The organism is Sulfuriferula sp. AH1 (assembly GCF_002162035.1).
Classification (GTDB): domain Bacteria; phylum Pseudomonadota; class Gammaproteobacteria; order Burkholderiales; family Sulfuriferulaceae; genus Sulfuriferula.
Genome location: NZ_CP021138.1, coordinates 2,013,901 through 2,034,485 on the forward strand (window position 1 = coordinate 2,013,901; position 20,585 = coordinate 2,034,485).

Genomic DNA, 20,585 nt, shown 5'->3' on the forward strand with positions numbered 1-20,585 from the left:
ACCATGTTTAATATTCAACTTCCCCGCCACAGCACACGCAAAGTCTGGATAGGCGACATTGCAGTAGGCGGAGATGCGCCGATTGCAGTGCAATCCATGACCAACACCGACACTGCCGATATCGCCGGAACGGCAGAACAGACCTATGCCCTCTGGCGCACAGGATCGGAAATGGTACGCATCACGGTCAATACCATGGAAGCTGCCGAGGCCGTGCCGCATATCCGCGACGCCCTGGCCAAGCGTGGCTGCAATGTGCCATTGATCGGCGATTTCCACTTCAACGGACACAGGCTGCTCACCAGTGTGCCTGCATGCGCAGAAGCGCTGGCCAAATACCGTATCAACCCCGGCAACGTCGGCAAAGGCAGCAAACGTGACGAGCAATACGCCGCGATGATAGAAACAGCCTGCCGTTACGACAAACCCGTGCGCATCGGCGTCAACTGGGGCAGCCTGGACCAGGCGCATCTGGCGCGCATGATGGATGAAAATGCCCGGCTGGCCGAGCCGCGCGAGCCGGAATGGGTGATGCGCGAAGCACTGATTACATCTGCGCTGGAATCGGCACGCAAAGCCGAAGAAATCGGACTGGGCCGCGACAAGATCATCCTGTCATGCAAACTCTCCGGTGTGCAGGACCTGATCAGCACCTATCAGGAACTGGCATCGCGTTGCGATTACCCGCTGCATTTAGGCCTGACTGAAGCCGGCATGGGTTCGAAAGGCATCGTCGCTTCGACCGCTGCACTGTCGGTTTTGCTGCAGCAAGGCATCGGCGACACCATCCGCATTTCCCTCACACCCGAACCGGGCGGCGACCGCACCCAGGAAGTGGTTGTGGCACAAGAAATATTGCAAACCATGGGCTTGCGCTCATTCACCCCGATGGTAGTCGCCTGCCCCGGCTGCGGGCGCACCACCAGCACCGTATTCCAGCATCTGGCCCAGGACATCCAGCGTTACCTGCGCGACCAGATGCCGAGCTGGCGTAATCGTTATCCCGGCGTGGAAAACATGCACGTTGCGGTCATGGGTTGCGTCGTCAACGGCCCTGGCGAATCGAAGCATGCCAATATCGGCATCAGCTTGCCCGGTACCGGCGAAGTCCCGGTTGCACCCGTGTATGTGGATGGCGAAAAAACCGTCACGCTCAAAGGCGAACGTATAGCCGAGGAATTCCAGGCCATTGTCGAGAATTATGTACAAAGTCATTATGGTGAGGCCCAAGCGGTAGCTCGCAGCAAGACCATAACCATACACCCAGCTTCTTAAAATTTATGAGCAACCCCATACAAGCCATACGCGGGATGAACGACATCCTGCCAGAACAGACGCCACGCTGGCAACAGTTCGAATCCATTGTCCACGACTGGCTGAACGCTTACGGCTACCGGGAAATCCGCACGCCCATCGTCGAACAGACCAGCCTGTTCAAACGCGCCATCGGCGAAATCACCGATATCGTGGAAAAGGAAATGTACTCGTTCGAGGATGCGCTCAACGGCGAACAGTTATCGCTGCGTCCAGAAGGCACAGCGGCATGCGTGCGCGCGGTCATCCAGCACAACCTGCTCTACAATACACCACAACGGCTATGGTACGCAGGCCCGATGTTCCGTCACGAACGCCCGCAAAAAGGCCGTTACCGCCAGTTCCATCAAATCGGCGTCGAATCCCTGGGCTACGCCGATCCTGACATGGATGCCGAGCATATCATCATGACGGCCGACCTGTGGCGACGTCTTGGCCTGTCCGGCATCACGCTGGAAATCAATACGCTGGGCGATGCGGCAGCGCGTGCCCGCCATCGCACCCGTCTTATCAGCTATCTGGAAGCGCACAGCGACCAGCTTGACGACGATGCCAAACGCCGCTTGCACAGTAACCCGTTACGCATACTCGATACCAAAAACCCGGCCATGCAGGCATTGGTTGACGCTGCCCCGAGACTTTACGATGATCTGGATGAGGCGGCACTGGTCCATTTCGAAGCTGTGCAATCCATTCTGCGGGCAAATAATATCGAATACCGCATCAATCCCCGTCTGGTGCGCGGCCTCGACTATTACAATTACACCGTATTCGAATGGATTACCGACCAGCTCGGCACCCAGGGTACCGTCTGCGCAGGCGGTCGCTACGACAGCCTGATCGAACAAATCGGCGGCAAGCCCGCGCCAGCATGCGGCTACGCCATGGGCATAGAGCGCCTGCTCGCGCTGATCGAGGTCGCCGGCATCGCGCTCACCGGAAATACAGCAGACGCTTACATCGTGCATCAAGGCGAAGCAGCCACTGCCTTTGCCTGGCAAGTCGCAAGCGAATTGCGTCAGGCCGGACTGAATGTAATTTTGCATTGCGGCGGCGGCAGTTTTAAGTCGCAAATGAAAAAAGCCGATGCCAGCGGTGCTGCATTTGCCTGTATCATTGGCGACGACGAGGCCGCGCTAGGGCAAATCACTTTGAAATCCCTGCGTGCTGCCATGGAACAAACGAGCTGCGCCACAGAACAAGCCATCAGCTTATTAAAATCAAGGAATTAGCATGTCTTTAGATCTGGAAGAACAAGAAAAACTCGACACGTTAAAAGAATACTGGAGCCGCTACGGCAATCTGGTCGTGAGCGCACTTGCCGCAGCAGCGATTGCCTATGCCGGGGTACAATGGTGGCAACATAATCAGCAGCAAAAGTCTGCTGAAGCCTCTGCCTTGTTTACCGCATTGCAAAACGCACAAAAAACCAATCAGACCAAAATCGTTACCGACACGGCCAAGACGCTCACCGAACAGTATGCTGGCACCGCTTACGCCGCGCGCGGGCATTAATAGCCGCCGCCAGCAACCTGCAATCGGATGACACCAAGACCGCCAAAGCCGAATTGCAATGGGTATTGGATAACAGCAAGGAAGAAGGCATGAAAGCGCTTGCCGCATTGCATCTGGCAGGCGTACTGCTGGACGAAAACAACCCGGCTGCAGCATTGGCCTTGCTTGACGCACCGCATGAAGAAGCCTTTGCCGACTTGTTCAGCGACCGCAAAGGCGATGCGCTGGTCATGCAAAACAAGCGCGACGAAGCACGCGCCGCTTACAAGATTGCGCTGGAAAAATTGCCCGAAAACAGTCCTTATCGCAAAGTTGTCGAGATCAAACTCAATGCCATCGCCGGAGTCGCTGCCAAATGAATTTCCGCCTAAGTGTACTACTATTAGCCCTCGTCACCAGCCTGAGCGGTTGTGCCGGGATTACCAGAAATCTCAATCCAATGAACTGGTTCGGCAGCAGTTCGACGGTTGAAAAGCCGGCACCACTAGTCGACTTCAAGCCCGGCGTTACCGTCAAAACCGGCTGGCAGGCCAGTGTAGGCGCCAGTCAGAATATAGCCTTTGCACCTGCCATCGTACTGGATGCCATCTATAGTGCCAGTGCCAAGGGCCAGCTGGTCAAACTGAATCCGGCTACCGGCAAGGTCGAGTGGCAAACGACAGTCGGCACAGCGCTTTCGGCAGGTGTGGGCGCCAGCATAGACAGCGAATATGTAGGCACGCCCAAAGGCGAAGTCATTGCATTCGATGACAATGGCAAAAAGCGCTGGGCCACGCAGCTATCCAGCGAAGTATTAGGCGTTCCCAAAGCGGCTGAAGGCATCGTCGTGGTGCGCACCGAAGATGGCCGCATTTATGGGCTGAGCGCCGATGACGGCAAACAGAAATGGATGTACCAGCGCGTGCTCCCTGCACTGATCCTGCGCAGTCAGGCCAGCCTGCTGATTACCAAAGGCGCCATATTTGCCGGCTATCCCGGCGGCAAACTGATCGCCCTGTCTCTTGATACCGGCAATGTCGGCTGGGAAGTCAATGTGGCCCAGCCGCGCGGCGCATCGGAAATCGAACGCGTCAGCGACGTGACCAGCATGCCCGTCATCGACGATCAGCGGATCTGTGCCGTTGCCTATCAGGGACGCGTTGCCTGTTTCGAGATTCGTACCGGCACCCTGATCTGGGCAAAAGACATCTCCAGCACTGCCGGCCTGACCATGGACAACAACAACCTCTATATCAGCGATGACAAAGGTGCCGTAGTCGCACTGGATAAAACCACAGGCGCCAGTGTATGGCGGCAAGACCAGTTGCGCGCGCGTCGCCTTACCGCTCCGCGTCGCGTCGGTGATTATCTGGCAGTAGGCGATCTGGAAGGCTATGTCCATGTGCTGTCGCTGGATGACGGCCACTTCGTCGGCCGCGCGGCAACGGACGGTTCCGCCATTATCAGCCAGCCGCAGGAACGCAACGACAACCTGATTGTTCAAACTGCGAAAGGCGGCGTTTACACGCTGACCGTACGTTAAGTCACCGACAGCAGTACCGCCATCAGCAGGATATGATACTCATATCCTGCTTTTCTATTTAGCATTTAAGGTTCACCCAACATGAAACCCACTATCGTACTGGTCGGTCGCCCCAACGTCGGAAAATCCACTTTATTCAATCGCCTGACCAAGACGCGCGATGCCATCGTTGCCGATATTCCCGGGCTCACCCGCGACCGTCACTACGGCCACGGCAAGATCGGCAGCAAGCCTTATCTGGTCGTCGATACCGGCGGTTTCGAACCGATCGCCAAAGACGGCATCATGCACGAAATGGCGCGACAGACTCTGCAGGCGATCGACGAAGCCGATGTGATCCTGTTCATGGTCGATGTCCGTACCGGCTGTACGGCACAGGACAAAGTCATCGCCGATCGGCTGCGCATGAGCGGACGTCCCGTGCATCTGGTCGTCAACAAAACCGAAGGCATGCGCCGCGAAGTCGTGACCGCCGAATTCCATGAACTGGCGCTGGGCGAGCCGATGGCCATTTCCGCCAGTCACGGCGAAGGTGTGCCGGAACTGGTCGAGATCGCGCTGGAACACATACCGGAGGCGACCGAAGAAACCGAAGACGACCATCCCAAGATCGCGTTGATCGGCCGCCCCAACGTCGGCAAATCGACGCTCGTAAACAGCTTTCTGGGCGAGGAACGGGTGATCGCATTCGACCAGCCCGGCACCACGCGCGACAGCATCTACATCGACTTCGAACGCAACCACAAAAAATACACCCTGATCGATACCGCTGGCGTACGCCGTCGCGGCAAGGTATTCGAAGCCATCGAGAAATTCTCGGTGATCAAGACCCTGCAAGCGATCGAAGATGCGAATGTGGTAGTACTGGTACTGGACGCGCAGACCGACATTTCCGAACAGGATGCGCATCTGGCCGGATTCGTACTGGAAGCCGGACGTGCGCTGGTGGTTGCGGTCAACAAATGGGATGGCCTGAGCGATTATCAGCGCGACTGCGTGAAACGCGAGATCTCGCGCAAACTGCAATTCCTTGAATTTGCCAAATTCCATTACATTTCCGCACTTAAAGGCACCGGACTCAATCCGTTACTGGTTTCAGTGGATGCCGCCTATACCGCCGCAATGGCCAAGCTGTCCACGCCACAACTGACCCGCATCCTGATGGATGCAGTCGCCGCCCACCAGCCGCCGAAAACAGGGCCATTCCGTCCCAAGCCGCGCTATGCCCACCAAGGCGGCATGAACCCGCCGCTCATCGTCGTGCATGGCAGTGCGCTGGACAAGATCAGCGACAGCTATAAGCGCTATCTGGAAAAAACCTTTATCCAGGCTTTCAAACTACAAGGCACGCCGCTCAGGGTGCAGTTCAACGTCGGCAAAAATCCGTTCGCTGACAGAAAACCCGCGCCGCTCACCCCTGCCGAAGCCAAAGCAGCTCATCGCAAGCGTCGTCAGGGCCGCAAAATGTACGGCAAACAGCGCAAGAAGGATTAAACGGCTTACGGTTGCTGGCAAAGTCCATACTGCCGGCAATACGCCACACCGGCTATTCGATTCATCTCCCTGAGCTCCCACTCGCACAATACCCTCAATTCAGTTCAGTGCCGCCATCGCCACAGCTGTGCGTTGCAGTCCCGGATCACCGTGTCCCCACTAGCTTCCCGGTTATCCATACCATATCATTCCACTTGCCGCGATCTGTCGCCAGAATTGAAAATTCTGTTAGGCTTGAGCGAATCGCGCCTAACCGCTTCATGTCGTTCAAAGCTGCATTCATTGCGAAAGAATCCGAATATGCCCAAGTTGCCATTACGGTTTTTACTGCTGATTATTGCGTTCGTGTTTCTGCTAACGTTCGTCCAGCTGGGTGTGCTAACCATTGCTTTTGACAAATTGGGCCTATCGCCGCACTCTGCCTATCTGCTGTTCATGACCACCCTGCTTGGCAGTTTCATCAATCTGCCGCTGTTAACCGTGGAAGCAACCGCCCCCGCCACGCCCATGCCGGCTCCGCCATTAAGCAAATTGTTTCATGTCACCGTGCCGCCCTTCGAAGGAAAAACACTCATTGCCGTGAATGTAGGCGGATGTTTGACGCCTCTCGGTTTCTCCATTTATCTGTTAATGCACAACCCGGTGAATCTGATCCAGGCCGGCCTGGCTATCGCCGGAGTAGCAATCATCAGCTATGTGACCAGCCGCCCTTTGCATGGAATAGGCATAGGGATACCCATATTTGTGGCACCACTGGCAGCCGCACTGATGGCGGTAATCATTAATCATGAACAAAGTGCGCCGCTGGCATACATCGGCGGAACGCTGGGTGTGCTGATCGGCGCGGATCTGCTGCGGTTGAAAGACATCCGGGCGATGGGAACTCCGCTGGCCTCGATAGGTGGCGCAGGCACATTTGACGGGATTTTTGTGACCGGCATCGTCGCCGTACTGCTGACATAACAGGCGTGCACCCACGCCAGGGGCTACAGAAATCCGTTACGCAAACAGTCGATACGGCAAACGCCGTACATTTTCCGGTTCGCGTTTTCGGGTTGATCCCATCTAGTCCAGCAAAAACGTAATATTGGCGTTAATGCGGTATGTGACAATCTTGCCGCCATCGACCTTGGCTTCAAAATCCTTGATATAAATGGACTTGATGCCATGCAAGGATTTGGCGGCACGCGCCACCGCCTGCTGCGCCGCGTCTTCCCAGCTCTTGTCCGACTCGGCCAGCACTTCGATTACTTTCAGCATCTCCGACATGATATCGCTCCTTCCAGGGTATTTAACGATTAACCCTGATCTCTATCGCTGTGCAGGGTTAATTCACTATAGTACAAATCCTCCCAAATACCCGCAGAGAGGCTCCGACTGCGGTCGGAATCGGTCCGGCTAGGGCACAATCATGGACAGGCTCGACAGCAATAACTCCTGGGCACAGATCGGCTTGGCGCGGCGAGAATGGCGTTGCCGGTAGCTGCCATTGGCCTCCATCTCCCATGCCTGCGAATTATCCCTGAGGTAGGGTTTGATGCCTTCAGCCAATATCCGTTTCTTGAGCCGCGGATCAAGTACGGGAAACGCCACCTCGATGCGGCGGAAGAAATTGCGCTCCATCCAGTCCGCGCTCGACAGGTAAATATCATCCGCCCCGCCGTTGCGAAAATACAGGATACGAGTATGCTCCAGGAACCGTCCTATCACTGAACGCACACGAATATTGTCCGACAATCCCGGATAGCCGGGCTTGAGTGCACAGGCGCCGCGCACCACCAGATCGATCTGCACCCCGGCCTGCGAAGCTTCGTATAGCGCCAGGATGACCTGCGGTTCCAGCAATGCATTCATTTTGGCGAAAATCGCTGCCTGTCTGCCGGCACGGGCATGCTCAATCTCGCGCTGGATCGCCGCAATAACCTGGCTATGCAGGCTGAATGGCGACTGCCATAAATGCTGCAGATGCGAAGCGCTGCCCAGTCCGGTCAATTGCGTAAATACTTCATTGACGTCAGTGCAGATCCCTTCATGGCATGTCAGCAACCCGAAATCGGTATACATCCTCGCCGTACGCGCATGATAATTCCCGGTCCCCAGATGCACATACCGGCGCAATTGATTATGCTCGCGCCGCACTACCAGCGCCATCTTGGCATGCGTTTTATAACCCACCACACCGTATACCACATGCACACCGGCCTGCTCCAGCTTGGCGGACCAGCTGATATTGGCCTCTTCGTCGAAGCGCGCCATCAGCTCGACCACCACGGTAACTTCCTTGCCGCGCGTGGCCGCATGGATCAGCGCTTCCATCAGCATCGAATCCGTACCGGTACGATATACCGTCTGCCGTATCGCCAGCACATCGGGATCTTCAGCGGCCTGACGGATAAAATCGATCACCGGCTGAAAACTCTGGAACGGATGATGCAACAGCACATCGCCCTTGCGGATGACGCTGAAAATATCGTCCGATTTGCTCAACACAGCCGGCATACCAGGTACAAATTCGGGAAATTTCAAATCGGGACGATCGACCTGGGCCGGGATCTGCATCAACCGCACCAGATTGACCAATCCGTTGACCTGATATAAATCCTCATGCTTCAGCCCGAACTGGCCCAGCAGGAAATTCACCATATCTGCCGAACAGTTATCGGCGACTTCCAACCTTACCGCATCGCCCAGATTGCGCTGCGACAACTCGCCCTGCAAGGCTTCGCGCAGATTCTTGATTTCTTCCTCGTCCACGAATAATTCGGAATTGCGCGTCACTCGGAATTGATAACATCCTTCTACCGTCATCCCCGCGAACAGTTCATTGACGTGCGCATGCAGGATCGATGACAGGAACACAAAACCGTACTCGCATCCGGCGATCTCCGGCGGCATCAAGATCACCCGCGGCAGCGAACGCGGCGCCTGCACGACTGCGGCACCCGAACTACGACCGAACGCATCGCGGCCGGACAGCTCGACTGCAAAATTCAGGCTCTTGTTCAGTACACGCGGAAACGGATGGGCTGGATCGAGACCGATCGGCGTCAGCACCGGCATCAGCTCGTTGAAAAAATAGGCCTGCACCCATTCGGCTTGTGCCGCGTTCCAATGGTTACGGCGCAAGAAACGTATGCCTTGCTCGCTCAATTGCGGCAGAATATCCCGATTGAGCACTTCATATTGCCGATCGACCAGCGCCCGCACGCGAGGCTCCAGCTCCTGCAAGGTCTGCTTCGCGGTATAGCCGTCAGGCGACTGATGGTGCGGGCTCATTGCTGCGCGCTCCTTCAGTCCGGCCACGCGCACTTCAAAAAATTCATCAAGATTGCTGCTGACGATGCAAACGAATTTCAATCTTTCCAGCAAAGGCGTATGCGCATCCTGCGCCTGGGCAAGGACGCGTTCATTGAATGCCAGCAAACTGAGTTCGCGATTAAGGAAATGATCGTTCGGCAATGAGTTCATAGAAGTATAAACAGGCTAAAATACAACACCATGATATGACATTAATGTGACATGACTATGACAACTGAAATCGAATTAAAGCTCAAAATAGACCCCGCCGACGTAAATTTGTTATTGCAGCAACCGGTTCTGATCGCTGCCGGCGAACCGCATCGGCGCTTGCTCGTCAGCCGCTATTTTGACACACCTGCGCTGGAATTGATGGCCCGGCATGCTGCCCTGCGCGTACGCCGCATCGGGCAGCAATGGATACAAACCGTCAAGATAGGCGGCACCGCGGTCAATGGCCTGCATACGCGCCCGGAATGGGAAATACCTGTACCCGACGATCAGCCGCATCCCGAACTCTTTACCGAACCCGCCGTGCGCGCCGTGCTCCAGGAGCACATCACCAGCCGGCTACAGGCGGTATTTCAAACCGAATTCTGGCGCAGCACGTGGCTCATCGACTTCCACGACAGCCGCATAGAAGTCGCGCTCGATCAGGGCGAAGTCGGCAGCCTCAGACGCAGCGAACCGATTTGCGAAGTCGAATTGGAACTGAAGTCAGGCAATGCAGAGGCATTGACTGCACTCGCCGATCTGCTCTCCCGGCACATCGCGCTGATGCCTGATTCCGTCAGCAAAGCCCAACGCGGTTATGCGTTGTACCGGGCGCAGCACGCCATTTCATCCTGATTATTTATTTTGTCACATACCCTCACTATTATGACGGATTTAGGCAGAACCATGGATTTGATTTTATGGCGGCACGCCGATGCAGTTGACGGCTCCCCCGACATGCAACGCGAACTGACCCCCAAAGGTATCAAGCAAGCCAAGCAAATGGCTGAATGGCTGAATGCCCGCCTGCCGGAAGACGCCCGCATTCTGGTCAGCCCGGCAGCCCGCGCGCAACAGACTGCCGCCGCGCTCGATCGCCCGTTCATAACGGACAAAGCGCTCGCTCCCGATACCAATGCGATGTCGTTACTGCTTGCAGCAGGCTGGCCGGATGCAGGCGGTACGGTGATGCTGATCGGCCACCAGCCCGGCTTCGGCCGCGCTGCCATGCTGTTGCTGGCCGGTATCGAATCCGACATGTCGATCAAAAAAGGCGGCGTAGTATGGATCAGCAACCGCGTACGCCAAACCACCCAGCAAAATGTATTGCGCGTCTTGATGTCACCGGATATGGTATAAAGCAGTATCCCCTGATTCCAGATGTGCAATGTCTTATAAAACGCCCGAATCCGTCCTTGTCGTCATTTACACGCCCGAGTTGGATGTCCTGTTACTGGAACGCGCCGATCATCCCGGCTGGTGGCAGTCCGTGACCGGCAGCATGGAACAGGAAGAGTCGGCGCAGCAAACCGCGGTTCGGGAAACCATGGAGGAAACCGGCCTGGATGCAAACAAGTATCCCTTACAGGACCTGGGCTATAGCAACCGGTATGAGATATACGACTGTTTCCGCCATCGCTATGCGCCCGGTGTCACCCACAATACCGAACATGTATTCGGCCTGGTCGTCCCTCGCCAAACCCACATCACGCTCGCGCCGCGCGAGCATCTGCGTTATATTTGGATACCGGCGCAAGCAGCCGCCGAAAAATGCTTTTCACCAAGCAATCAGGCAGCGATTAATTTTTTATTAAAGGGAAGATCATGATTAACATAACGACTGAAAACAACACCGTGCGGGCTGCTGTATTGGGTGAGTTCAGTATCGCCGACTTCCGCGAATTTGAAGAAACCATACTTTATGGCATCAAGTTCCAGGGCACGGTGAATTTGCTGATCGATTTACGCGACATGCTGGACTTCACCATCGATGTCGCCTGGGAAGAGATCCGTTTCAGCCGCGCGCATGCTACCGAATTCGGCAAAATCGCGATTATCACCAGCAGTCAGTGGCTGAGCTGGAGTGCATGGATAAACCAGTTATTCGTCGAAGCCGAAATCATGGTATTCGACACTCCCGAAGCTGCGGATGCATGGCTGAAAGAAGCGTAGCCGCACGCTACTCCACATCCGGGGATAACACGCCCGGCGTCATTTCAACTGGCGGCTGCACCAGTTTCCATATCTCGCGGTTATATTCCTGCATGGTGCGGTCTGTCGAGAAAAATCCGCTGCAAGCTGTGTTCATGATGCTCATTTGCGTCCATTTCTCGGTATCCTGCCATGCCAGCGCCACTGCATGCTGCGCATCGACATAACTGCGAAAATCAGCTACCGTCATCCACGGATCAGACGCGCTCAGCATCGAATCCAGTATGCTGTCGAAAATACCCGGTTCCGACTGATTGAAATGACCGCAGCGCAGCAGATCGATCACATCGTGCAACGCCTGATCGCGTTCAATATATTCCCAGGGCCGATAATCATGGCGCAACGTCTCGACCTGTTCCGCGTGCAAACCAAACAGGAAAAAGTTCTCTGTCCCTACTGCATCCATGATTTCGATATTGGCGCCATCGTAAGTACCGATAGTCACCGCGCCATTCATCATGAATTTCATGTTGCCGGTGCCTGATGCCTCTTTGCCCGCTGTAGAAATCTGCTCGGACAAATCGGTCGCCGGCGCGATCACCTCCATGGCCGATACCCGATAATTCGGAATAAACGCCACTTTCAACCGCCCATTCACATCCGGATCGTTATTGACGACATCCGCGACGTTATTGATCAGCTTGATGATGGACTTAGCCATGTAATAACCCGGTGCTGCCTTGCCGCCGATCAACACGCAACGATTCACCCAGTTATCGAGATTTCCGTGCTTGATGCGCAGATACAGATACACCACGTGCAGCACATTCAATAACTGGCGCTTGTATTCATGGATGCGTTTTACCTGCACGTCGAACAATGCCGCAGGATCGAATTCGACGTGGCATTCGCTCTTGACCAGCGCCGCCAGACGCTGTTTGTTCGCCAGCTTTACTGCACGCCAGTGCGCATGAAAAGCCTTGTTATCGAAGGAAACCAGCTGTTTCAGGCGCTCGATCTGGCCTAAATCCGCGATCCACTCGTCGCCTATGTGCTCGCTGATCAAGGCGGTCATGCCGGGATTGGCGTAAGCGATCCAGCGCCGCGGCGTGACCCCATTGGTTTTATTATTGAATTTCTCCGGCCACAATTGGTAGAAATCATGGAACAGGCCGTCGCGTAATAATTGCGAATGCAGTGCCGCCACGCCATTGACAGAAAAACTGCCGACGATAGCCAGCCATGCCATGCGTACATAGCGCACCGGCCCTTCTTCAATGATCGACATGCGACGCTGGCGGTCGGTATCGCCGGGCCATTTCATCGACACGGTACGCAGGAATCGCGCATTGATTTCGTAAATGATTTCCAGCAACCGCGGCAGCAGCCGTTCAAACAAGCTGACCGGCCATTTCTCCAACGCTTCCGGCAGCAAGGTATGGTTGGTATAGGCCATGCACTGCGAGGTGATCGCCCAGGCATCTTCCCATTCGACGCCCTTGTCGTCCAGCAATATTCGCATCAGTTCCGCGACCGCGATGGTCGGATGGGTATCGTTCATCTGGAATACGTTCTCGGCGGCAAAATGATGGTATTCGAACTCGCCGTGCCTGACCCAGATGCGCATGGCATCCTTGATGCTCGCCGAGGCAAGGAAATACTGCTGGCGCAAACGCAATTCCTTGCCATTCTCGCTGCTGTCATTCGGATACAGCACCATGGAAATATGCTCGGCCTGATTCTTGGCCTGCACCGCCTCCGTATAACTGCCGGCATTGAATTGGTCCAGATTAAATTCATCCGTCGCCGCGGCTTTCCATAATCGCAACGTGTTAACCGTCCGATTCCGGTATCCGGAAACCGGCATGTCAAACGGAATCGCAAGAATATCGTCTGTCCCTACCCAGCGCGCCCGTGCCCGGCCCTGCTGGTCGTGATAGTGTTCGGTATAGCCGCCGAACTGGACATGCTGGGTATACTCGATACGCTCGATTTCCCACGGATTACCGTTTTGCAGCCAGTGATCGGTTGCTTCCTTTTGATAGCCGTTCTCTATGTATTGGCGGAACATGCCGTATTCATAGCGCAGGCCGTAACCGATGACCGGCAAGCGCAAGGTCGCGCAGCTGTCCATGAAGCATGCCGCCAGTCTGCCCAGACCGCCATTGCCGAGGCCTGCATCAGGCTCCTGTTCCAGCACGTCTTCCAGCTTCTGGCTGTAATCCAGCATCGCCTGATCCGTGGCGGTCCTGATCCCCATATTGAGCAGATGATTCCCCAATGAGCGCCCGATCAGGAACTCCAGCGACATGTAATGCGCACGGCGCGTACCCGGCTGCAGCTGCGTATTCCAGGTATGGCGCCAGTCCACCATCAACCTGTCGCGCACGGTGTAGGCCAGCGCCTCATAGATGTAATTCTGCGCGCAGCCCTGAAAGCGGCCCAGATGATACGACAGGTAATGCCTGAAGTTGTGACCTATGGTGACTGCGTCACAACCCAGCGGATCAAGCGTAAAAGGGCGATAATAATAAGGGGTACAGGATTTGCTGGTCATATCTCATCTCTCTCATTTGTTTGACGTCGCCCTATACAATGCCAAATAGGACTGTGCACTGTGTTCCCAACCGAAAGAATGGTTCATGCCGGTGCGCTGCAAAGCCTGCCAGACCCGGGGCTGGGCGTAACAGGCTATGGCCCGCTCGATAGCGGCGATCAGCGCTTCGAAATTGAATTCATCGAACACGAAACCGTTGGCGATGCCCTGAGCCAGATGCTCGCGGCTCGCGTCTATCACCGTATCCGCAAGGCCGCCGGTGCGATACACGACAGGCGGCGTGCCATAACGCAGGCTGTACATCTGGTTCAGGCCGCAGGGTTCAAAATGCGACGGCATCAGGAAGATATCCGCCCCCGCTTCCAGCAAGTGCGCGAGTGACTCGTCATAGCCTATGAACACGCCGATGCGCGTTGGGTATTTCACCGCAAAATCGCGCAGTTTCGCTTCGTACTTGCTATCGCCGCTGCCTACGAACACCATCCTGACATCGGTATGTGACAGCAGATAAGGCAATGCGGCCAGCACCAGATCCAGGCCTTTCTGTTCTACCAGACGCCCCACCATGCCCAGCAAGGGCACCTGCATCGCTATCTCGTCCGATTCCATGCCGAATCGGGACAACAAAGCCTGCTTGTTCAATGCTTTTCCAGGCTGGCGGCGATTTGCGGAATAGTGGGCAAGCAGATGAACATCGGTCGCAGGGTCCCAGACCTTTTCATCGATACCGTTGAGAATCCCGTGCAGCTTATGCCGCGATATCTGCAACACACCTTGCATGCCATAACCGAATTCCTCCGTGCAGATTTCCCGCGCGTAAGTCGGGCTTACCGTCGTCACTTCGTCAGCATAGACGATACCGGCCTTCAGCATCGAGAAGCCGCCATAGAATTCGACGCCTTCCGGTGTCCACCACTGCCGCGGCAATGCCAGGCGATTGAAATCCGCCAGACTGAAATGACCGCCGTACGCCATGTTGTGAATGGTAAAGATACGCTTCGGCGGGTGCGGAAATTCGCCCAGCAAGGCCGGCACCAGACCGGTCTGCCAATCGTTGGCATGCACCACATCGGCTTGCCAGTTGATGCCCAGCACATCGCGTGCCAATTCGGTCACTACCCGCGCGAATACACTGAAGCGCTCGGCATTATCGGCCCAGTCATGACCGTCTGCCTGCACATACGGATTGCCCGGACGGTCGAACAGCACCTGGCAATCCGCCAGCCAGATCGGAAATGCGAAGTCGGCATGCCGCACTTCCAGAATACGCACTGAATGGGTGCGTTTTGCGCCGCGCACATCGAGCCAGCCGAGTATATTGATACTATCAACCTGAGTCAGCACCGTCCGGTATGCAGGCAGTACCAGCCGCACATCGGCGCCAGCGCGCTGCAAGGCATGGGGCAAGCTGTAACCCACATCGCCGAGCCCTCCGGTTTTGATCAAGGGATAAACTTCGCTTGCAGCAAACAGCACCCGTGTTGTTACATTCATTTTCTATTCCGTTTTTAATTTCAGATAGATAGCTGCCAATGGCGGCAGGGTCAGCACCAAAGACTGCGCGTATCCCATCCATGGCAATGCTTCACTATACAATTCGCCTGCATTACCGCTATTGCTGCCGCCGTAGTAGGCCGAATCCGTGTTCAGCATCTCCGTATAGACTCCGCCCTGCGGTACGCCGATACGATAAACGTGACGCGGCACCGGGGTAAAATTAAGCAGCACGATGACTTGTTCGGTATCGCTCTTGCGCATCAGGCTCAGCACTGACTGGTCGCTATCGTGACAATCTATCCAGGCAAATCCGCGCGACTCGAAATCATACTGGTGCATGGCCGGCTGCGTACAGTATAGCCGGTTCAAATCCCGCACCAGACGCTGCACGCCGTCGTGGATGGGGAACTGGCACAAGCTCCAGTCCAGCTCGCCCCGATCGCTCCATTCGTTCCATTGCCCGAACTCGCAGCCCATGAACAGCAGCTTCTTGCCGGGGTGAGCGTATTGCCAGGCATAAAACAGACGCAAATTGGCAAATTTCTGCCAGTAATCTCCCGGCATCTTGTCCAGCATGCTGCCTTTGAGGTGCACCACTTCGTCATGCGACAGCGGCAACACAAAGTTTTCCGTATAGGCGTAGATCTGGCTGAAAGTAAGCTGATCGTGATGATATTTACGATGCACCGGGTCCTCTTCGATATAGACCAGATTATCGTTCATCCAGCCCATGTTCCATTTCATCGAAAATCCCAGCCCGCCGAGTTCGACAGGGCGCGACACCATCGGCCATGCCGTGGATTCCTCGGCGATGGTCAGCACGCCGGCAAAGCGCCCATGCACCACGCTGTTAAGCTCGCGCAAGAAGGCGATGGCTTCCAGATTCTCGCGCCCGCCGTATTGGTTGGGTACCCATTCCCCGGCTTTGCGCGAGTAATCAAGGTATATCATCGAGGCAACGGCATCCACCCGCAGGCCGTCGATATGAAACTCGTCCAGCCAGTACAATGCGTTGGCCAGCAAGAAATTCCGGACTTCGTTACGCCCGTAATCGAATATCAGCGTACCCCAGTCCTGATGCTCGCCGCGCCGCGGATCGGCATGCTCGTACAGCGGCTCGCCGATAAATCGCGCCAGACCGAAATCGTCCTTGGGAAAATGCGCAGGCACCCAGTCCAGAATCACGCCCAGATCGGCCTGATGACAAGCATCCACAAACGCCCGCAAATCGTCCGGCGAGCCATAGCGGGCAGTCGGCGCATAGTAGCCGGATACCTGATAGCCCCAGGATTCATCCAGCGGGTGTTCGGCGATGGGCAGCAATTCAATGTGGGTATATCCCAGATCCCGAACGTACGGAATCAAACTCGCGGCCAGTTCAGCCCAGGTATAAAACCTGCCATCAGGATGGCGCCGCCACGAACCGACATGCAGTTCATACACGCTGATCGGCTGATGCTGCCAGTCGAACCGGGCCCGTTGCGCCAGCCAGTCGCTGTCCTGCCACGCATGCTGGCTGGCGAAGGGGATGCAGGAAGTTGTCTCCGGGCGGATGAACGCCTGTTGCGCATAGGGGTCGGCTTTGATGGTCAATTGCCCGCCCGGTCCGAGAATCTCGTATTTATACGCCAGCCCGGCTTGCAAGCCGGGCACAAACAATTCCCATATGCCGCTCTCGCCTCGCGAGCGCATGGGGTAACTGCGCCCGTCCCACTGGTTAAAATCACCCACAACGCTGATGCGCTGCCCGCCCGGGGCCCATACCGCAAACTGGCATCCGGCAATGCCATCCACCATGCACAGGCGCGAACCCAGCACATGCCAGGCATGATGATGCCGGCCGGCCGCCAGCAAATACAAATCAAGTTCACCGATCTGCGGCGTAAAGGTGTACGAGCTGATGGTCTGATGCCATGCGCCGCCGGCTTTATCCTGCCAGCGCAGTAACGGATGCTGTGTTATTTTCTCCGGGCTGCGCAGCTCGAACAAATCGCTGCCTTCCACCCGCGTCAGTGTCCCGCCATTCGTCAACCCGACGCGTTCTGCTGCCGGCATGAACACTCGGAACAGCCAATCGCCCGAGGGCTGTTGATGCCAGCCCAGTACGTCGAAAGGATCGTGATGCATACCTTGTTGAATGCGATGTAAGGCTTTATTCATGTTTTTAGACGCCTCGTTTGTTGTAGCTGTTTACGCAAATTGAATGCCAAATCAGTCGGGATATCCCGCCACCGGAACTGCCATAGCCAGTTCCCGTCAGTCGTTCCCGGGGTATTCATGCGTGCCTCGCTGCCCAGGCCCAACAGATCCTGCAACGGAATGACGGCCAGATTCGCATGACTGTCCAGCACGGTCCGGATCATGGCGGCATTCACCTGTTCGACATCCGCCACCTTTAATATCGCCGCGACGGCCGCTTGCTGTTCGGCATCCAGACTCGCGAACCAGCCTCGCGTCGTATCATTGTCATGGGTACCGGTATAATAAACCCTGTCTGCAGTAACGTTCTGCGGTTTATGCGGGTTATCGGTAAACACGTCAAATGCGAACTGCAGCACACTCATGCCCGGCAATTCGAATTGCAGGCGCAAAGCCTCGACTTCAGGGGTAATCACCCCCAGATCTTCAGCCACCAGCGGCATGGCGCCCATATCCTGCCTGATGCACTGCAGCAATGCGTCTCCAGGCACGTCCTGCCAGTAGCCGTCGACTGCCGTAGGTGAACTTACCGGTATCATCCATGACGCAACCAGACCGCGGAAATGATCTATTCGTACCAGATCAAAAAACTCGAAATGATAGCGCAAGCGCTCGCGCCACCAGCTAAAGTCAGACTGGCGCATATGCTCCCAGTCATACTGCGGGTTTCCCCAGCGCTGGCCGGTCTCCGAAAAATAATCCGGCGGCACTCCGGTCACCAGCGTCGGCTGCCCGGCTTCATCCAGTAAAAAACATTCCGGATTGGCCCAGACATCGGCGCTATCGTGCGCGACGAAAATCGGCATATCGCCAAACAGCGCGACTCCCTGTTTCGCCGCATAGCTGCGCAAAGCCTGCCAATGCAGGAATAACTGATATTGCTGGCGGATATGCGCATCCATTTCAATCTGGTGCTGCTGCACGAAAGCCTGAAGCGCGACCGGATCGCGTTGCCGCAACGGCACCGGCCAGTCGGTCCAGGGGCTGCCGCCGTGCTGCTGTTTCAACACCATGAACAGTGCGTAATTATCAATCCATTGCCACTGCCGTACGCGCCAAGCCACCAATGCCCGATCGGTTATTGCGACGACAGGCAGATCCTCTGGAAACAGCCTAGGGTTGATCGCGAACGCGGAGACGCACTGATACGGGGAAACGCCTGCCAACGGCACGCCCAGTGGCAGCATCTGCCATACGCTCATGCCTGCCGTCGCCAGCAAATCGAGCCAGTGCCGCGCATCGTCGTCAACCCGTCCGGAGGGCAGCGATGTCGGGTGCAGCAGCACCCCGGCCCGTCGTTGCTTGACACCCGCACTCATTCTACATTCCTGCGCATGGTGCCTGCATTTTCAGCATCGCCGCCGCCCAGCGACAGCGGCGCATCCAGACTCTCGGGCGGCTCCTCCCCCAGCAACCGGTACAATTCGCGCAACTGTTCACGATACAGCTGCTCGAAATCGCTGACGCTCCCGGCGGGATTGTAGTCGCCAAACCACCAGAACCAGTCCGAACCTTCGCAAATCGCCAATTGCTTGATCGCCAGTTGTTGCCGGGCCGCTTCCAGTTTACCGGCTGCCATAACCTTATCGAACGCCAGTTTGGCTGCCACCAGATAATCCCAGGCACGGTTCTTGTCGCTCGAGCCTATCCACGTCGAGAATGAACCGTAGACCCAGCTCCCCGCACAGATACGCGGTATCGGCTGTGCAGCAAGCGTTGCCGCAACATAGGAAAAAGTGGTCGTATTTACCCGTGCAGTCTGTGACAGCGCGTCATACAATCCGTCGAGAAAATGCGAGCCATTATCGGGATAATATTCCCAGGCATTTTCCCCGTCGAGTATCACCGACACCACATGCTGGCTGGCTTTATCACCCAGAAAAGTAGCGATATTATTCAGATGCTGGACGAAATCCATGATGGCATCATCCGCATGCCAGTCGCTATACCTGAATCCGATCAGGTCGGAGAGACCATCGTCGCGAAAAAACATCCGCGTTTGGCAATCGAGATGCTGACGCGGCGTGAACAGACCGCGCTTGCTGTCGATCTCCGCTTCATCGCCGCCCGACAAACGGCAACTGTTGCGCCACACCCCTTCACCCGACGCCGTCCAGCGGATCTGGTATTCATCCAGCAATCGCACTGCATCCTCGCTGATACCGCCCTCGGCCAGCCATACCCCCTGCGGTTTGTGCCCGAAATAATGCTCGAATACCGCCAGCCCCTGTTCCATATGCCAGCGGCTGCGCACATCGCCATCCGGATAATGCGTCGCCAGCGGGCGCGGCGCATCCGGTGTCGCACACAGCATGTTATCGAAGCTGTGCAACAGCGGAATAATCGGATGCCCATACGGCGTCATCGACAGCTCGACCTGGCCGCGTTCGGACAATGCCCGATAGCGCGGGATCAGTCCGCGCAGGCATTCGAATATCACCGTCAACAGCTCATGGCGGTGCTGCACAGTGTAATTCGTGCCTTGCGCAAACAGGGCTTGCACGATCGCTTGCGAACGCAAACTCTGCCCCAGCCAGGCCAGGTGATACCAGCTCAGCAAATCCAGAAAGTACTGCTCGTTCAGATAATTCAAAGGATACTGCACGGCGTGGCTGCCCATGCCAACATCGTCGGTTGCACCTATCATCTGCAACAGATGACTGAAAGCCGGATAAGGATGGATCATGCGCGGCGCATGGCAACGCTGGCAATCCCGCACCAGTTGCCAGCGTCCTTCGATATCGCCGGGGATAGGCTCAACGCCTGCCAGCAGATTGAGCAAGCGATCCTGCGTAGGTGTGCCGTTCTCCAGAAAGCGCCCGATCCCGGTCGCATAATCGTCCAGCTGCTCAAGCAATACCGGCGCAAAATTCACGACTGCCCGCATTTGCGGATAGCGCTCCAGATGCGCCACCATGTCGCTGTAATCCTTGATGCCATGCAGATACACCCACGGCAACTGATATTCGCCGCTCAGCCCCTTGCGGTAATAAGGCTGATGCATGTGCCAGCACAACACCACGTTCAATCGACTATCCATCATGC

Annotated in this window: 16 protein-coding genes and 1 pseudogene; 10 read left to right on the forward strand and 7 right to left on the reverse strand. The window is 56.1% G+C overall.

The window, feature by feature from the left end:
• The first annotated feature begins 3 nt into the window (after positions 1 to 3).
• The 6 genes and pseudogenes from ispG to CAP31_RS10250 all read left to right on the forward strand — a co-directional run bounded on the left by ispG (position 4) and on the right by CAP31_RS10250 (position 6,808).
• Positions 4 to 1,275, forward strand: a complete 1,272-nt coding sequence (gene ispG, locus CAP31_RS10220; protein WP_087447432.1) for a flavodoxin-dependent (E)-4-hydroxy-3-methylbut-2-enyl-diphosphate synthase — start codon at positions 4 to 6, stop codon at positions 1,273 to 1,275.
• A 5-nt stretch (positions 1,276 to 1,280) separates the two neighbouring features.
• Positions 1,281 to 2,546 (forward strand): histidine--tRNA ligase, encoded by a 1,266-nt coding sequence (hisS, locus tag CAP31_RS10225; RefSeq protein WP_087447433.1) that lies wholly within the window; start codon positions 1,281 to 1,283, stop codon positions 2,544 to 2,546.
• Position 2,547: 1 nt separating this feature from the next.
• A pseudogene (locus CAP31_RS10235) lies at positions 2,548 to 3,188 on the forward strand (YfgM family protein).
• On the forward strand, positions 3,185 to 4,351 hold the full coding sequence (bamB, locus tag CAP31_RS10240) for an outer membrane protein assembly factor BamB (RefSeq protein ID WP_087447436.1): 1,167 nt from the start codon (positions 3,185 to 3,187) through the stop codon (positions 4,349 to 4,351). Before CAP31_RS10235 ends, bamB begins: the two are co-directional and overlap by 4 nt.
• 81 nt (positions 4,352 to 4,432) lie before the next feature.
• The gene (gene der, locus CAP31_RS10245; RefSeq protein ID WP_087447437.1) at positions 4,433 to 5,845 is read left to right on the forward strand and encodes a ribosome biogenesis GTPase Der; all 1,413 of its coding nucleotides are present in this window, start codon (positions 4,433 to 4,435) and stop codon (positions 5,843 to 5,845) included.
• A 300-nt stretch (positions 5,846 to 6,145) separates the two neighbouring features.
• Positions 6,146 to 6,808, forward strand: coding sequence for a DUF1614 domain-containing protein (locus CAP31_RS10250; protein WP_087447438.1), 663 nt, complete (start codon positions 6,146 to 6,148; stop codon positions 6,806 to 6,808).
• 102 nt (positions 6,809 to 6,910) lie between these two features.
• Here CAP31_RS10250 and CAP31_RS10255 read toward each other — a convergent pair whose 3' ends face one another.
• Together CAP31_RS10255 and ppk1 are read right to left on the reverse strand one after the other, a co-directional pair.
• Positions 6,911 to 7,114, reverse strand: a complete 204-nt coding sequence (locus CAP31_RS10255) for a dodecin family protein (RefSeq protein WP_223247250.1) — start codon at positions 7,112 to 7,114, stop codon at positions 6,911 to 6,913.
• A gap of 129 nt (positions 7,115 to 7,243) precedes the next feature.
• Complete coding sequence (ppk1, locus tag CAP31_RS10260; RefSeq protein ID WP_087447439.1) at positions 7,244 to 9,313, reverse strand: polyphosphate kinase 1; 2,070 nt, start codon at positions 9,311 to 9,313, stop codon at positions 7,244 to 7,246.
• Between the two features lie 51 nt (positions 9,314 to 9,364).
• Here ppk1 and CAP31_RS10265 point away from each other — a divergent pair, with 51 nt between their 5' ends.
• The 4 genes from CAP31_RS10265 to CAP31_RS10280 are packed head-to-tail and all read left to right on the forward strand — an operon-like array spanning position 9,365 to position 11,308.
• On the forward strand, positions 9,365 to 9,991 hold the full coding sequence (locus CAP31_RS10265) for an inorganic triphosphatase (protein ID WP_087447440.1): 627 nt from the start codon (positions 9,365 to 9,367) through the stop codon (positions 9,989 to 9,991).
• 51 nt (positions 9,992 to 10,042) lie between these two features.
• Positions 10,043 to 10,495, forward strand: a complete 453-nt coding sequence (locus CAP31_RS10270) for a histidine phosphatase family protein (RefSeq protein ID WP_087447441.1) — start codon at positions 10,043 to 10,045, stop codon at positions 10,493 to 10,495.
• A gap of 28 nt (positions 10,496 to 10,523) precedes the next feature.
• Positions 10,524 to 10,964, forward strand: a complete 441-nt coding sequence (gene nudB / locus CAP31_RS10275; protein ID WP_087447442.1) for a dihydroneopterin triphosphate diphosphatase — start codon at positions 10,524 to 10,526, stop codon at positions 10,962 to 10,964.
• Complete coding sequence (locus CAP31_RS10280; protein WP_087447443.1) at positions 10,961 to 11,308, forward strand: STAS/SEC14 domain-containing protein; 348 nt, start codon at positions 10,961 to 10,963, stop codon at positions 11,306 to 11,308. The genes nudB and CAP31_RS10280 overlap by 4 nt, the downstream gene beginning before the upstream one ends.
• Before the next feature lie 7 nt (positions 11,309 to 11,315).
• Here CAP31_RS10280 and CAP31_RS10285 read toward each other — a convergent pair whose 3' ends face one another.
• The 5 genes from CAP31_RS10285 to CAP31_RS10305 are packed head-to-tail and all read right to left on the reverse strand — an operon-like array spanning position 11,316 to position 20,583.
• Positions 11,316 to 13,844: a glycogen/starch/alpha-glucan phosphorylase gene (locus tag CAP31_RS10285; RefSeq protein WP_087447444.1), complete on the reverse strand. Its 2,529-nt coding sequence runs from the start codon at positions 13,842 to 13,844 to the stop codon at positions 11,316 to 11,318.
• A 12-nt stretch (positions 13,845 to 13,856) separates the two neighbouring features.
• Entirely contained in the window at positions 13,857 to 15,338 is a 1,482-nt protein-coding gene (gene glgA, locus CAP31_RS10290) for a glycogen synthase GlgA (RefSeq protein WP_087447445.1), read from the reverse strand.
• A 3-nt stretch (positions 15,339 to 15,341) separates the two neighbouring features.
• The gene (glgB, locus tag CAP31_RS10295; RefSeq protein ID WP_087447446.1) at positions 15,342 to 17,501 is read right to left on the reverse strand and encodes a 1,4-alpha-glucan branching protein GlgB; all 2,160 of its coding nucleotides are present in this window, start codon (positions 17,499 to 17,501) and stop codon (positions 15,342 to 15,344) included.
• On the reverse strand, positions 17,498 to 18,859 hold the full coding sequence (malQ, locus tag CAP31_RS10300; protein ID WP_087447447.1) for a 4-alpha-glucanotransferase: 1,362 nt from the start codon (positions 18,857 to 18,859) through the stop codon (positions 17,498 to 17,500). The genes glgB and malQ overlap by 4 nt, the downstream gene beginning before the upstream one ends.
• Positions 18,856 to 20,583 carry a glycoside hydrolase family 57 protein gene (locus tag CAP31_RS10305; RefSeq protein ID WP_189836610.1) on the reverse strand — a complete coding sequence of 576 codons (1,728 nt, stop codon included), beginning with the start codon at positions 20,581 to 20,583 and terminating at the stop codon, positions 18,856 to 18,858. The genes malQ and CAP31_RS10305 overlap by 4 nt, the downstream gene beginning before the upstream one ends.
• Positions 20,584 to 20,585 lie beyond the last annotated feature (2 nt).

Coding starts and splice junctions, on each gene's coding strand:
- CAP31_RS10285 (WP_087447444.1), bottom strand. CDS start 13,844: ATGACCAGCAAATCCTGTACCCCTTATTATTATCGCCCTTTTACGCTT.
- malQ (WP_087447447.1), bottom strand. CDS start 18,859: ATGAGTGCGGGTGTCAAGCAACGACGGGCCGGGGTGCTGCTGCACCCG.
- CAP31_RS10255 (WP_223247250.1), bottom strand. CDS start 7,114: ATGTCGGAGATGCTGAAAGTAATCGAAGTGCTGGCCGAGTCGGACAAG.
- CAP31_RS10250 (WP_087447438.1), top strand. CDS start 6,146: ATGCCCAAGTTGCCATTACGGTTTTTACTGCTGATTATTGCGTTCGTG.
- der (WP_087447437.1), top strand. CDS start 4,433: ATGAAACCCACTATCGTACTGGTCGGTCGCCCCAACGTCGGAAAATCC.
- ispG (WP_087447432.1), top strand. CDS start 4: ATGTTTAATATTCAACTTCCCCGCCACAGCACACGCAAAGTCTGGATA.
- bamB (WP_087447436.1), top strand. CDS start 3,185: ATGAATTTCCGCCTAAGTGTACTACTATTAGCCCTCGTCACCAGCCTG.
- hisS (WP_087447433.1), top strand. CDS start 1,281: ATGAGCAACCCCATACAAGCCATACGCGGGATGAACGACATCCTGCCA.
- nudB (WP_087447442.1), top strand. CDS start 10,524: ATGTCTTATAAAACGCCCGAATCCGTCCTTGTCGTCATTTACACGCCC.
- glgB (WP_087447446.1), bottom strand. CDS start 17,501: ATGAATAAAGCCTTACATCGCATTCAACAAGGTATGCATCACGATCCT.
- CAP31_RS10305 (WP_189836610.1), bottom strand. CDS start 20,583: ATGATGGATAGTCGATTGAACGTGGTGTTGTGCTGGCACATGCATCAG.
- ppk1 (WP_087447439.1), bottom strand. CDS start 9,313: ATGAACTCATTGCCGAACGATCATTTCCTTAATCGCGAACTCAGTTTG.
- CAP31_RS10265 (WP_087447440.1), top strand. CDS start 9,365: ATGACTATGACAACTGAAATCGAATTAAAGCTCAAAATAGACCCCGCC.
- CAP31_RS10270 (WP_087447441.1), top strand. CDS start 10,043: ATGGATTTGATTTTATGGCGGCACGCCGATGCAGTTGACGGCTCCCCC.
- glgA (WP_087447445.1), bottom strand. CDS start 15,338: ATGAATGTAACAACACGGGTGCTGTTTGCTGCAAGCGAAGTTTATCCC.
- CAP31_RS10280 (WP_087447443.1), top strand. CDS start 10,961: ATGATTAACATAACGACTGAAAACAACACCGTGCGGGCTGCTGTATTG.